Consider the following 13,638-nt stretch of genomic DNA (forward strand, 5'->3'; position numbering starts at 1 on the left):
TTTATTTTAGGAGGAAAAAATGAAAGCTGTTATTCTTGCTGGTGGGTACGGTACAAGAATTGGGGAAGAAACACATTTAAAACCGAAACCTATGATTGAAATTGGAACAAAACCCATTCTATGGCACATTATGAGTTTGTATAGTCATTACGGGATTACTGAGTTTATTATTTGCTTAGGCTATAAAGGATATGCAATTAAAGAGTTCTTTCTAAATTACAACTTACACATGTCTGATTTCACAATACAGTTAAACGATAATACAATTACTAGCCATTCTCATCGTGTAGAACCGTGGAAAGTTACACTAATCGATACTGGTGTAAATACCGAAACGGGTGGCCGAGTGAAAAAGATTCAAAATTATGTCGGAGACGAACCTTTCTGCCTCACTTATGGTGATGGATTAAGTAATGTAAATATAAAAGAACTTATTACATTCCATAAAAAACATGGAAAAATGGCTACTGTTACTGCCGTACAACCTCCTGGTAGATTTGGTTCTCTCATATTAGATAAACAGTCTGTAACATCTTTTCAAGAAAAGCCATTAGGTGATGGCGGATGGGTTAACGGTGGATTTTTCGTTTTAAATCCTGAAGTTTTCAATTACATTAGTGGAGATAAGTCTGTTTTTGAAACAGACACTTTAGTTCAGTTAGTAAACAAAAACGAATTGGCCGCATATCAACATTCTGGTTTTTGGCATCCAATGGATACATTGCGGGATAAAAATAAATTAGTCGAGCTATGGGAAAGTAATAACGCTCCATGGAAGGTTTGGTAATATGGCTTCATCATCTTTTTGGAATAAGAAAAAAGTATTTATTACGGGACATACTGGATTTAAAGGCTCCTGGCTCACCCTTTTCTTAAGTTCTTTAGGGGCAGAAATAGTGGGCTTTTCTTCTCATCCCCCATCCATTCCTAATCTTTTTGAACAAGGTAACGTAGCAAAAGAGTGTATGACAATTCATGGCGATATTACTGATTACGACTCTTTATTCCACGCCCTAAAACAACATAATCCCGACATAATATTTCATTTAGCAGCTCAGCCAATCGTCACCACTTCATACAAAAATCCTATCGATACATTCAAAACGAATGTTTTAGGTACTGTCCACGTGCTAGAAGCAGCAAAGTCCGTCGAAAGCGTACGTGCCATTATTAATGTGACAAGCGATAAATGTTATGAGAATGACGGTAGTGGCGACCGAGCGTTCGTGGAAAATGACCGACTAGGAGGTTTCGACCCTTATAGCGCTAGCAAAGCTTGCGCTGAAATAGTGGCAACATCCTATCAAAAATTATTCTTCCGCACTAATACCCAGAAACTCGTCTCAGTCAGAGCTGGTAACGTCATCGGCGGTGGTGATTGGGCAGAAGATCGATTATTCCCTGATATCATTCGGGCATATTTGCACAATCATACTTTGTGTATTCGAAACAAATATGCCGTCCGTCCGTGGCAACATGTTTTAGATCCTCTACATGGCTATATCCTTCTAGCTGAGAAACTTTGGAATGATGCTAAATATGCAGAAGCATGGAATTTCGGACCGATTAATGAACCTAGCAGAACCGTAAATGATGTCATTCAATCCGTAACGAAATTATGGAATAAACGACTCACCATCCATTCTCCCTCTACGAAAACTCCTTATGAATCACCAATTTTAACACTCAACAGTACAAAAGCAGTAAACAAACTCGGCTGGACCCCTAAGTTATCAACAGATGATTCTATTGCTTGGACTGTTGATTGGTACAAAAAATATGCATCCGGTGAAAATATAGAATCTTTCACGCGACAACAAATCGATGCATTCAAAAATTTATAAGGGGACTATAAAATGGAACAGAAAAAATGCCGTTTTTGCCACTCATTACTAACCAACACTTTTTTAGATTTGGGCGTTTCTCCTCTTGCTAATTCATTTGTAGCTCCTGAAAATTCATATAAAATGGAACCATTTTATCCGCTGCACACATTTGTTTGTCACTCTTGTTTACTCGTGCAGCTAGATGAATTTGAATCTCCGCACAATATTTTTCATGACTACTTATACTTCAGCTCTTACTCCTCAAGCTGGCTCCTACACGCTAAACAATATGTAGAAATGGCGATTAAGCGTTTCAACTTAACGAAACATTCAAAAGTGATTGAAATCGCAAGTAACGATGGGTACTTATTACAATACTTTAAAAAAGAAAATATCGAGACATTGGGAATTGAACCCGCGAAAAACGTAGCAGAAATTGCTATCAAAAAAGGAATTCCTACTCATGTGAATTTTTTCAGTAATGACTTAGCAAAAAAATTGCCACAAGCTGATTTAATCGTCGCAAATAACGTATTAGCACACGTTCCGAACTTGCATGATTTTGTCGCTGGTTTAAAAACACTATTAAAACGTGATGGCACGATAACAATTGAATTCCCACACTTATTAAACCTCATATCCTTTAAACAGTTCGATACTATCTACCATGAGCACTTTTCCTACTTCTCACTTATAAGCCTTCAAAAAGTTTTAAGTTATCATCATTTACAAATTGTTGATGTAGAAGAACTTTCAACGCATGGTGGTTCCTTACGGATTTTTGTAAACCATCTAAGTGCCCAATCAACTATCCATTCCAATGTTACAAAATTAATTCAAAAAGAAGTCGACCACGGGTTAGATACTTTAGATTGCTATCTCCTTTTTTCTAAACGCATCGAACAATTGAAAATAAATATTTTAAAGTTTTTTATTGAAGCGAAAGCTTTAAACAAACAAATTATCGGTTACGGTGCTCCAGCTAAAGGAAACACCCTTTTGAATTATTGCGGGATAGGTAAAGAATTTCTAGCTTATACAGTAGATAAAAATCCTCACAAACAAAATCTCCTTTTACCAGGAACTCGTATTCCAATAAAATCTCCAGCAGAAATTAAACGTACAAAACCAGATTACATTCTTATACTTCCTTGGAATTTGAAAGACGAAATTATGAAAGAATGCTCTTTCATTCGTGAATGGGGCGGTAAATTTTTAGTGACGGTTCCAGAAATTGAGGTGATCGAGCCATGAAGAAAGTTGTTGTAACAGGTGGTAGTGGCTGGATAGGTAAATATGTTGTACATTCACTTATACAAAAGGGATACGAAGTGCACGCCACGTATAATAAAAATAACCCCTCTCACCTCCCTTGCCATTGGCATAAAGTAAACTTGCTTCGCGATGACGAAGTAAAACAATTCATTTACGACGTTCAGCCTAGCCATCTCATTCACCTTGCTTGGGAAGCAGTGCCACCAGCATGCTATGTATCTATTAATAATTACTATTGGCTAAAGTCTAGTATTTCATTGATTCAACACTTTACAACATGCGGTGGAAAGCGTGTTGTCGTTGCAGGTACTGGCGCAGAGTACGAATGGTTTAACGGCGTATTATTTGAAGATTCACCGCTCCTTTCCTATAAAACCCCGTATTCTTTATGTAAAAATGCACTGCACTCCTGGCTAGAAACGTATGCACAACAAACAGGCCTCAGCATGTGTTGGGGCCGCATTTTTCATATGTATGGACCTCACGAACAAGGTAATCGGCTCGTTTCTAACATTATCACTTCCTTATTAAAAAACGAGGAAGCACTATGTACACATGGAAAACAATCGAGAGATTTCCTCCATGTGAGTGACGTCGCTGACGCTCTCGTAACAATATTAGAACACATCGTTACAGGCACCATCAATATCGCTTCTGGTCAATCTGTACAAATTAAAGAGTTAGCTTCTATCATTGCTAAAAAGATAGGAAAAGAACATTTAATTAAACTAGGTGCAATCCCTTTCTCTAAAGATGAACCTTTATTTGTCGGGGTTAATGTAGAACGTTTAAAAACTGAAGTAAACTGGAAACCAACATACGATCTAAATACAGGAATTGAAGAAACAATTTTATGGTGGAAATCATTTATACAAAAACATAACGATATGCATCATTAAAACGTAAATCCTTCGTTCCTCTCGCTAATTCCTTATACCATCCTTCTAATCTTTCCGGCGTAACAATATGATGCGTCCCCATTCCCCCATGCTTACTAGCTTCAGAAAGAGTCGGACCAATTTGTAACTTTCTCTTTCTCATCGCATCGTTCCACGGACTAAACCCAAACCATAATATACAGGCAAGAGGTGGATAAATCATCGATTCATGCGCAGATAAATGTCTTCCAACCGTATAACTTCCATGCTCATGATTATGAATAAATCTACCTCTTCTCCATAACGGCCAATCTTCTGGTAAATAACCATGAAACCGCTGTTTCATTAAAGGTATTCCAAAGTTAAGGTCCGGATAGTTGTAGTTAGGATCATCAACCATAATAAGCCCGTCCAGCCAATACATCCTCCTCCCCAATTCATTTAGCAATTTCCAAAACTGATTTTTATCTTGCACGCAAAGAAACTCAGTCGTATTTAAAATCATTTTCCATCCTTGTACTTCTTGTTCTATCCTCATCACTTCATGATCTGTCGCATATGCATCAAACTCTGGATTTACAGAATCTCGCACCTCCCAATGCGGTGCGAATTTTTTACAAATCTCAACCGAACGATCCTTAGAACCTTTATTAATTAAAATGCCATGATCAAACAGTTTCGTATGATGTATAAGCCACCACGGCAATAAATACTCTTCGTTATAAAAATGAGAAATAACAGTTGTAGTTATAACAATCTCCTCCTCTTTCTCTATTAATCTACTTTTTCATCCTACTCTTAATATACTTATCTGCTATGTCATTGGTTTCTCTTATTTTAAAAATATGTTTTTCTACCATATACTACACTTTCTTAGACAGCCACTATTTCCTAAAGAAACATCCCAATAAACTGAAAATTAAGTTATAATATCATTATAAAATATGAAGGAGGAATGCACCCATGTACTACAACACTTCATTCGAAAACGATCAACCTGTAGGCCGTCTATAAACTAAGGCGGGCTTGTAACACATACACTATGCCTCGTCTTAGGGAACTCATATTACCCTAAAAATAGACGGAGGTACTTCAAATGAAACAAACAATTTTAGGAGCTATATGCTTATCACTAGCAGCAAGTATATGGGGCGGTATGTATGTTGTTAGCAAATACGTACTCGATTTTATCCCACCACTAACACTCGTTTGGCTACGCTTTATTATCGCTTTTGTTGTTTTGTATGGCATTTTAAAACTAGCTGAGAAAAAGCAAAAGAAAAAAGTAACCATTCGCAAAAAAGATTGGCTCCTATTCGCTTGGATTGGATTTATCGGATATTTTATTTCAATCACATGTCAATTTATCGGAACAAAATTATCCGACGCTCATACAGGCTCATTAGTAACATCAGCTACACCTGCATTTATGGCTATATTTGCAGCGCTCATTTTGAAAGAAAAACTAACCGCTCGTAGACTTTTATCTACTATCATAGCGACAATCGGTGTCATTATCGTAATCGGGTGGGATATTGAAATTGGCTCCTATTTTATCGGAACAATCATTTTAGTTGGAGCCGCTATTACGTGGGCTTTACTATCTATTTATGTAAAAATCGCTTCAATCCAATTTTCATCCTTAGTTATTACAACGTATGCCATATTCTTTTCACTCTTTTTTATTACACCTTTTATGATAGGGGAACTACAAACATCCTCTATCGGAACAGTAAATACGTACGTCATATTAGGCGTATTATACTTAGGAATCGTCTCAACAGCAGGTGCCTTTTTCCTTTGGAATAAAGGATTAGACTTAATGGATGCAAGCATCGGTTCCTTATTTTTCTTCTTCCAACCTATCGTTGGATCATTACTTGGTTGGCTCTTATTGAATGAGACATTAAATAGTAACTTTTTCATTGGTGGTATGCTCATTATATGTAGCGTTTTCATTACTACTTTTGAAAAGAAATAAAAAGCAGGCAGAGATTCTTAGTCTCTGCCTGTTCGCATAATTGGATCTTGGTCGTGAAAACCAATACAAATCGGTATATATCATAATACTTCGCTTCTATTTGCTCTACTGCTAACGAAAAGACATCCTCTTGCATCTCTTCTAAATACTGAAATATATCCACACTAAACACTCCTCACTCTTTACGCACTCCAATGCGATGGACGGGACAACAATTTCGGCAATTTCGTATGCTTATCCCCTTTCGCCGCATTAATTTGAACTTGCGTAAGAAAAATACAATTTGTAAAGTCTGCTCCGCGAATATCTGCATCTCGTAAATCTGCTCCAATGAGATCTGCCCCTCGTAAGTCTGCTCCATTTAAGTTTGCCGCAATTAAGTAAGCTCCTCTTAAATTTGCACCTTGTAAATCTTTCTTTTTCAGATTCGCTCCCATAAGGTCTGCTCCGCGGTGAATGATTCGTTTCTTACGCGCAGTATTCATTTCCTTCCATACTAATTCGCTCGTTTCTAAAAGAAGAATGTTCACCTCTGCCCTATGCATTGGAACATTTATTTTCATTAACTCACCTGGATTTAAATTCGAAAGTCGCTCTGTCTCCTCAATTGCGGTCTCCAGCTCTTTATGAATTGGCTGTGTTGCCTTTAAAAGAATCGCTTCATTCAAATACCAAAGCATTTCATGAAGTTGATGCATAACCGGAAAAGCATCGTACATTTTTCTTGCATGCTTTGCATCTTTCCTCCAATCAATCCCTTTAAACGTACCCTGAGAAATCTTCTGCCCAGCACCGAAACACTCAAATACTGTACAACCTTTATAACCTTTTCCTCTAAGATTTTTATGTATACTACATTTAAAATCTGATTGTAAGTTGGAACATGGTTTACCACCATCTTTATTCACTGCAAAATCTACCGATGCTGCGAACGGTAATGCAACGCAACATAGACCGAAGCATTTTTCGCAGTTTGCTTTTAAATGATCATTATGATTAGTCAAAATCTATACCCCCTGTTGTCTTTTGACTATTTCATAATATTCCAACTGTAATAAATAATCAATTTTAAAATAAACCGGCATCTTTCGTTTCAATTCATAACTTTATCATTCGATTTCCTTTCAATTGAAAAGGACTATTTCTATTCAATGAATTATAATTAAATTATAAATTTTCTAACTAAAAGGAGACTTATTATGGCACTAGAAATGAAAACAAACTGTCAAATTTGTGATCAATCGCTCGAACAAGATTCTGAAGCATACATTTGTGTATATGAATGTACATTTTGCGCACCATGTACAGAAGAAAGACAAAACGTTTGTCCAAACTGCGGCGGCGAATTAGTACGTAGGCCGAAAAAGAAACAATAAAAAGCAAAGCGATATCGCTTTGCTTTTTATTGTTTTCTGAGTATATGAAATTATATCGAACACAACTTAAACATTTAAAAACTTCACACAAACAGGCTCTGGCACAGCAACATCAGATTGTAAAAGTGTTAACTTTCCTGTAGATTCATCTCTTGAAAATAGCACAAGATTATGTGACTTTTCATTTGTAGCAACAAGGAACTTTTCAGTAGGATCTAATACAAAGTCTCTTGGCCAATTTCCTTCTGTAGATGTGTGTTCAACAAATGTAAGCTGACCTGAATTTTGATCTACGCTATAAACAGCGATACTATTATGACCACGATTACCTGCATATACAAAACGGCCGTCAGAAGAAATATGAATCGCACTTCCTTGACTATTTTCATCAAATTGTTCTGGAAGAGTAGAAATATACTGTAATTCTGTAAAAGATCCTTCTTCCGAGTTATATGTTAGCGCAATAACCTCTGAACTAAGCTCCGTCATTACATAAGCGTATTTTCCATTTGGATAAAAAGCAATGTGTCTTGGTCCACTTCCCGGATTCACAGACAGGCTATTCACTTCTATTAATGTACTATCTTTTATTTCATACGTAATTAATTTATCTATCCCTAAATCAACACCTATCACATATTTTTCATCAGGAGTGTACCCCGCGTAATGTGCATGTGGTTTTTCTTGTCGTTCTTTATTCGGACCTGAACCTTCATGCGCCATAATAGATGAAGCAGGATTTACAGTTCCATTTTCTTCATTTACTTCAAAAGACTCAATCGTTCCTTTATGGTAATTTGCTGTAACTACTGTATGATTTCCACTATCAACACTAATATGACAAGGAGAAGCCCCTTCTACTACTTGTCTATTTTTCGCTTTTAGTTCTCCAGTATGACTATCAATGGAATAAGCAGCTACACCGCCAGATTCGCCTTCCTTAACAACGGAATAGAGATATTCATTATTTCGGTTAATCGTTACATATGTAGGGTTATCCAACTTAGCGGCAAGTGTTACATTACCAATTTTTTTTGCTTCCGTGTCTAAAATAAACTTATATATTCCTTCACTATTTTCTTTCGTGTATGTTCCAACATATCCGATAAACTCTTTGTTATCCTTCATTTTCATAACCCTCTCTCCCTATATTTTTCATTCATCATACTTCTTAAAATATTTTATGTTGAAAGAGTATCCTAAAAAATCGGAGTACCTCTTTATACGTTACCATATTTTCTTGGTAAATAGCTTTTAAACCCACTTTTTTTGATACGCTGCTATACTTTCATATTCTTCTTCCAATTGACGGGACAAACGGATATAGATTGGCGTTAAATCTTTATATTTTTCCACACTTTCCATGTTTGGCTCATGATGAAAATCTGCACCTACCATTTCAGAAACTACATGTAACGTATCTACTTCACCTAAACTATATAAACCGAGGATGGCAGCTCCTAAGCAAGAGCTTTCGAAACTTTCAGGAACATATACGTCTTGATGGAAAATATCCGCCATCATCTGTCTCCAAAGTTCCGACCTTGCAAAACCGCCTGTCGCTTGAATTTTTTTCGGTTCGCCAATGAGTTCTTTTAAAGCGAGAAGAACTGTATATAAGTTATAAATTACTCCTTCTAAAACAGCACGTATCAGATGTTCTTTCTTATGATGCAATCCGAGTCCAAAGAAAGATCCTCGCGCATTTGCATTCCATAAAGGAGCTCTTTCCCCCGCTAAATACGGGTGAAATAATAAACCGTCAGATCCCGGATTCACTTTTGCTGCTATTTCAGTAAGCACCTCATATGGATCTTTTCCTAAGCGCTTTGCAAGTTCAATCTCTGAAGTGCCCAATTGGTCACGAGCCCACCTGAAAATCATACCGCCGTTATTAACTGGTCCACCGATTACCCAATGGTCTTCAGTTAATGCATAACAAAAAATTCTACCTTTTGGATCTGTTACAGGACGATTTGTTACAGCACGTATCGCACCGCTTGTACCAATTGTAACAGCCACAACGCCAGGATCTATTGCATTTACACCTAAATTAGATAGTACTCCATCACTCGCTCCTACTACAAAAGGCGTAGAAACAAGTACATTCATCTCTTTGGCAAACTCTTCATCTAATCCTGTTAAACTGTGCGTTGTTGGAACAAGCTTTGAAAGCTTTTCATCTGTAATTCCTGCTACATGTAAAGCCTCTTCATCCCACTTTAAAGATTTTAAATTGAACATTCCTGTCGCTGATGCTATAGAATAATCAACTACATACTCTTTATATAACTTGTAAAAAACATATTCTTTAATAGAAATGAATTTATAACTTTTTGCGAATAACTCTGCCTGCTCATTCTGTAGCCAAACTAATTTCGAAAGTGGTGACATCGGATGAATTGGTGTCCCAGTACGAAGGTAAATTTCATGACCATTCATATCATTCTTTATTTTCTCTGCCCAGTTTGCACTTCTATTATCTGCCCAAGTGATACATCTCGTTAACGGCTTTCCCTTTTCATCTACAGCAATGATACTATGCATTGCCGAACTAAAAGAGACACAAAGAATATCATTCGGCTGTACACTACTTATTCGTACAGTTTCTTTAATCGTATTTATTACTGCACGAAAAATTTCTTCTGGGTCTTGTTCTGCTGTTTCAGGTGTAGGAGAATATAAAGGATATTCAATTCCATGACTAGCAATAACAGATCCATCAGTAGAAAATAGAACTGATTTTGTACTAGTTGTCCCAATGTCTACACCAATCATATATTTTGAGCTCACCATTTCTTCCTCCTAACAAAAAATTGCTACAGTATCCCACCATAAAAATACATTCCTTTTATCTATTAATAACGTTGTATGCCACAATTATCTAAATAGAAACATCTTTATCTTAAACAAACATATCGAGTAGTAAAACGCCTCCAAAAGCGATAAATGAAAGTAACGTTTCTAATACTGTCCATGTTTTAAATGTTTCTTTCACTGTTAAACCTAGGTATTCTTTTACCATCCAAAAACCAGCATCGTTTACGTGTGAAAACATTAATGCTCCTGCACCTGTTGCAATAACGAGTAACTCTAAGTTCACACCTGTCGTATTTTCAACGATTGGCGAAACGATACCCGCTGCTGTTGTTAAAGCGACTGTCGCTGAACCTGTCGCAATTCGAATTAACCCAGCTACTATAAATGCTAATACAATTGGAGATAGAGCTAAATGCTCAGACATTTGAGCAATAGCATTCCCTACCCCACTATCGATGAGAATTTGCTTAAATCCCCCGCCGGCACCAATAATCGCAACAATTGAACCGATTGGTAATAAGCTATCTTCTGTTATCTTCTTAATAGCTTTTTTATCGATACCTTGACGAAATCCAAGAAAATAGAACGCCGCAAAACATGCAATCAATAGTGCAATTATAGGACTACCGATTAATGTGACAATCTTCATCAAAGTATTAGAAAGAGGCACATAAGGAGCTGCTGCAGCTAAAACCATTAACATAACAGGTAACAATATAACTAAAAATGAAACTCCTATTCCTGGTAATTTCGTTGATTTTGTATTTACACGAATCAATTCTGGCTCATTTTCAGGAATTACACGTTTGTGAATCCACTTAGCGAATATAGGACCTGCAATAATCGCTGCAAAAAATGTAATAATGAGTGAATACATTAGTACCTTTCCAAGATTCGCTTTATAAATACCAATTGCAACTATGGCCCCTGGATGCGGAGGAACAAGACCGTGTACGACAGATAGCCCAGCAATTGCTGGTAATGCTATCAATAAAATATTTTGTTTCGTTGTTTTATGAATTGAAATTACTAACGGCAGTAATATTAAAATGCCTACTTCAAAAAACACCGGGATTCCAATAATAAAACCTGCAATTAACATAGCCCATGGTAAGTTTTTTATCCCAAAGGATTTAATAAAGAACTCTGCCACTTGCATTCCAGCACCTGACTCTGCCATCATTTTCCCTAAAATTGTACCCAATACTAAAATACCTACTAAATGCCCGAGAACACTTCCGACTCCCATTTCATAAGCACTCACTATTTTATCCATTGGCATTCCAGACATAATTGCTAAAAACAAACTTGCAATCGTTAAACTAATAAACGCATGCCATCTCCACCACGATACCCCTAAAATAACAATTACAATTGATAATAATGTAATAATTAAAAGGTACATATTCATACGCAATTTCACCCCTTTATGTAAACCCTTTCAAAATTACTATACAATTAAGAGCACCTATATAGTTCTTTCATGAGTAAGAATTTATATATCGATATACAAATCATCTTCACAAAATAATAATTTATACAAAAAGAATCTCCCTTATCAGAGATACATGTTAACTACTCTCTCTGATAAGGGGATTTCTCTTTCATAATTATAATGTTATTTTATACATGCTTCATACGAGCATATTTTCCTTCTTCAAAAGTGAATGACACTTTCTTCTCTTGCTGTTTTCACGTAGTAAGACTACAAACTCAGGATCCAGTTTAAACGATGAAGTTACTTAAGATTTGTCCTCTCATGAAAAACAATTTTCGGAAAGCACCTTCGCTTTCATACATTATAATTTAGGCGCTTTCGCCCAATCAGCAGCAAATTTCTCAATACCTTGGTCTGTTAATGGGTGCATAGCAAGTTGTTCAATTACTTTATAAGGAATTGTTGCAATGTGAGCACCTGCCATCGCTACACGAGTTACATGATCTGGATGTCTAACAGAAGCCGCAATAATTTGTGTATCTAGTTGATGAACATCGAATAATTCAGCAATTTTAGCAACTAATAATACGCCATCTTCAGAAATATCATCTAAGCGTCCTAAAAATGGAGAAACGTACGTTGCACCTGCTCGAGCAGCTAAAAGTGCTTGGTTCACCGTGAAAATAAGTGTAACATTCGTTTTCACACCTTTTTCAGTAAGGTAGCGACAAGCTTCTAATCCAGCTAACGTCATCGGAAGTTTAACTGTAACTTTTTCATCGCCACCGTTAATTTTAATCAGTTCTTCTGCTTGGGCGATCATCTCTTCAGCTGTAACAGCATCTGGCGTTACTTCTGCCGAAACAGATTCAACTTTAGGAACTGCCTGACAAATTTCTGCAATACGGTCTTCAAATTTAATGCCCTCTTTTGCTACTAAAGAAGGATTCGTTGTAACACCAGCTAAAACTCCAAGTTTATATGCTTTTTTTATATCCTCAAGATTTGCAGTATCAATAAAAAATTTCATGATTAATTCCCTCCAGTTTTTAAACGTTGATGAGTTACATGTTTAATATGCTTATCCCGTAAAAGCCCGATTGGTGTGGAATGAAGCCCCTACTTATTAAAGTTTCACTTTATTTCTTTTCTACTGCATGTCCGCCAAATTCATTGCGCAGAGCTGCTACAACTTTTCCTGTAAATGTATCATTGTCTAATGAGCGGTAGCGCATTAATAGAGACATTGCGATAACAGGAGTTGCTGTTTGAAGGTCTAATGCTGTTTCTACTGTCCATTTTCCTTCACCAGAAGAATGCATAACACCCTTAATCTCATCCAGTTTTGCATCTTTAGAAAATGCATTTTCTGTTAATTCCATTAACCAAGAACGAATGACTGAACCGTTGTTCCATACTCTTGATACTTTTTCATAATCGTAGTCAAATTCACTTTTCTCTAGAATCTCAAATCCTTCACCAATAGCAGCCATCATACCGTATTCAATTCCGTTATGAACCATTTTTAAGAAGTGACCACTACCAGCTTTTCCAGCATATAAGAATCCATTTTCTACAGCAGTATCGCGGAAGATAGGTTCAACGATGTCCCAAGCTTCTTGATCTCCTCCGATCATGTAACAAGCACCATTACGAGCTCCTTCCATTCCACCAGAAGTTCCTGCATCCATAAAGTGAATGCCATCTTTCTTTAATTGCTCATATCGGCGGATAGACTCTTTATAATGTGAATTACCAGCTTCAATTAAAATATCTCCTTTTGATAAAAGTGGTGTAACCTCATCAATAACAGAATCAACAACAGCGTGTGGTACCATTACCCAAAGAATTCTTGGTGATTGTAATGACTGAACAAGTTCACTTAAACTAGATGTACCTGTTGCCCCGTACTCTTTCATTTCTTCTACTGCGCTCGTATTTAAATCAAATGCTACTACTTCATGTTTATGATCCATTAAATTTTTCCCTAAATTTAACCCCATTTTACCTAACCCAATTAATCCTACTTGCATAATATAATTCC

The 13,638-nt window shown here is 36.6% G+C and carries 13 protein-coding genes; 6 read left to right on the top strand and 7 right to left on the bottom strand.

Annotation, left to right across the window (positions count from 1 at the left end):
* Positions 1-19 precede the first annotated feature (19 nt).
* From rfbF to BAQ53_RS15730, 4 genes are read left to right on the top strand one after another with little or no spacing between them, the layout of a single operon-like run.
* On the top strand, positions 20-787 hold the full coding sequence (gene rfbF, locus BAQ53_RS15715) for a glucose-1-phosphate cytidylyltransferase (RefSeq protein ID WP_000648807.1): 768 nt from the start codon (positions 20-22) through the stop codon (positions 785-787).
* Position 788: 1 nt separating this feature from the next.
* Entirely contained in the window at positions 789-1,844 is a 1,056-nt protein-coding gene (rfbG, locus tag BAQ53_RS15720) for a CDP-glucose 4,6-dehydratase (RefSeq protein WP_208905792.1), read from the top strand.
* Between the two features lie 12 nt (positions 1,845-1,856).
* The gene (locus tag BAQ53_RS15725; RefSeq protein WP_000435767.1) at positions 1,857-3,080 is read left to right on the top strand and encodes a class I SAM-dependent methyltransferase; all 1,224 of its coding nucleotides are present in this window, start codon (positions 1,857-1,859) and stop codon (positions 3,078-3,080) included.
* The gene (locus BAQ53_RS15730) at positions 3,077-4,000 is read left to right on the top strand and encodes an NAD-dependent epimerase/dehydratase family protein (protein WP_208905794.1); all 924 of its coding nucleotides are present in this window, start codon (positions 3,077-3,079) and stop codon (positions 3,998-4,000) included. Before BAQ53_RS15725 ends, BAQ53_RS15730 begins: the two co-directional genes overlap by 4 nt.
* Here BAQ53_RS15730 and BAQ53_RS15735 read toward each other — a convergent pair.
* Positions 3,969-4,754, bottom strand: a complete 786-nt coding sequence (locus BAQ53_RS15735) for a glycosyltransferase family 2 protein (protein ID WP_208906956.1) — start codon at positions 4,752-4,754, stop codon at positions 3,969-3,971. The genes BAQ53_RS15730 and BAQ53_RS15735 overlap by 32 nt on opposite strands.
* Positions 4,755-5,075: 321 nt before the next feature.
* Between BAQ53_RS15735 and BAQ53_RS15740 the strand changes: the two genes are divergently transcribed.
* Complete coding sequence (locus tag BAQ53_RS15740; RefSeq protein WP_000814728.1) at positions 5,076-5,960, top strand: DMT family transporter; 885 nt, start codon at positions 5,076-5,078, stop codon at positions 5,958-5,960.
* A 182-nt stretch (positions 5,961-6,142) separates the two neighbouring features.
* Here BAQ53_RS15740 and BAQ53_RS15745 read toward each other — a convergent pair whose 3' ends face one another.
* Complete coding sequence (locus BAQ53_RS15745; protein ID WP_000181433.1) at positions 6,143-6,964, bottom strand: pentapeptide repeat-containing protein; 822 nt, start codon at positions 6,962-6,964, stop codon at positions 6,143-6,145.
* 195 nt (positions 6,965-7,159) lie between these two features.
* Between BAQ53_RS15745 and BAQ53_RS15750 the strand changes: the two genes are divergently transcribed.
* Positions 7,160-7,336: a DUF1272 domain-containing protein gene (locus BAQ53_RS15750; RefSeq protein WP_001162791.1), complete on the top strand. Its 177-nt coding sequence runs from the start codon at positions 7,160-7,162 to the stop codon at positions 7,334-7,336.
* A 66-nt stretch (positions 7,337-7,402) separates the two neighbouring features.
* Here BAQ53_RS15750 and BAQ53_RS15755 read toward each other — a convergent pair whose 3' ends face one another.
* The 5 genes from BAQ53_RS15755 to gnd form a co-directional block, all read right to left on the bottom strand.
* On the bottom strand, positions 7,403-8,470 hold the full coding sequence (locus tag BAQ53_RS15755) for a lactonase family protein (RefSeq protein WP_208905796.1): 1,068 nt from the start codon (positions 8,468-8,470) through the stop codon (positions 7,403-7,405).
* 120 nt (positions 8,471-8,590) lie between these two features.
* Positions 8,591-10,132 carry a gluconokinase gene (gene gntK / locus BAQ53_RS15760; protein ID WP_002181319.1) on the bottom strand — a complete coding sequence of 514 codons (1,542 nt, stop codon included), beginning with the start codon at positions 10,130-10,132 and terminating at the stop codon, positions 8,591-8,593.
* A gap of 109 nt (positions 10,133-10,241) precedes the next feature.
* Positions 10,242-11,567, bottom strand: a complete 1,326-nt coding sequence (gene gntP, locus BAQ53_RS15765) for a gluconate permease GntP (protein ID WP_001057596.1) — start codon at positions 11,565-11,567, stop codon at positions 10,242-10,244.
* 388 nt (positions 11,568-11,955) lie between these two features.
* Positions 11,956-12,624: a fructose-6-phosphate aldolase gene (gene fsa, locus BAQ53_RS15770; RefSeq protein WP_000667679.1), complete on the bottom strand. Its 669-nt coding sequence runs from the start codon at positions 12,622-12,624 to the stop codon at positions 11,956-11,958.
* A gap of 109 nt (positions 12,625-12,733) precedes the next feature.
* Positions 12,734-13,627: a phosphogluconate dehydrogenase (NAD(+)-dependent, decarboxylating) gene (gene gnd, locus BAQ53_RS15775; protein WP_001195925.1), complete on the bottom strand. Its 894-nt coding sequence runs from the start codon at positions 13,625-13,627 to the stop codon at positions 12,734-12,736.
* Positions 13,628-13,638 lie beyond the last annotated feature (11 nt).

This window comes from Bacillus sp. B25(2016b) (assembly GCF_001679765.1).
GTDB classification, from domain to species: domain Bacteria; phylum Bacillota; class Bacilli; order Bacillales; family Bacillaceae_G; genus Bacillus_A; species Bacillus_A thuringiensis_K.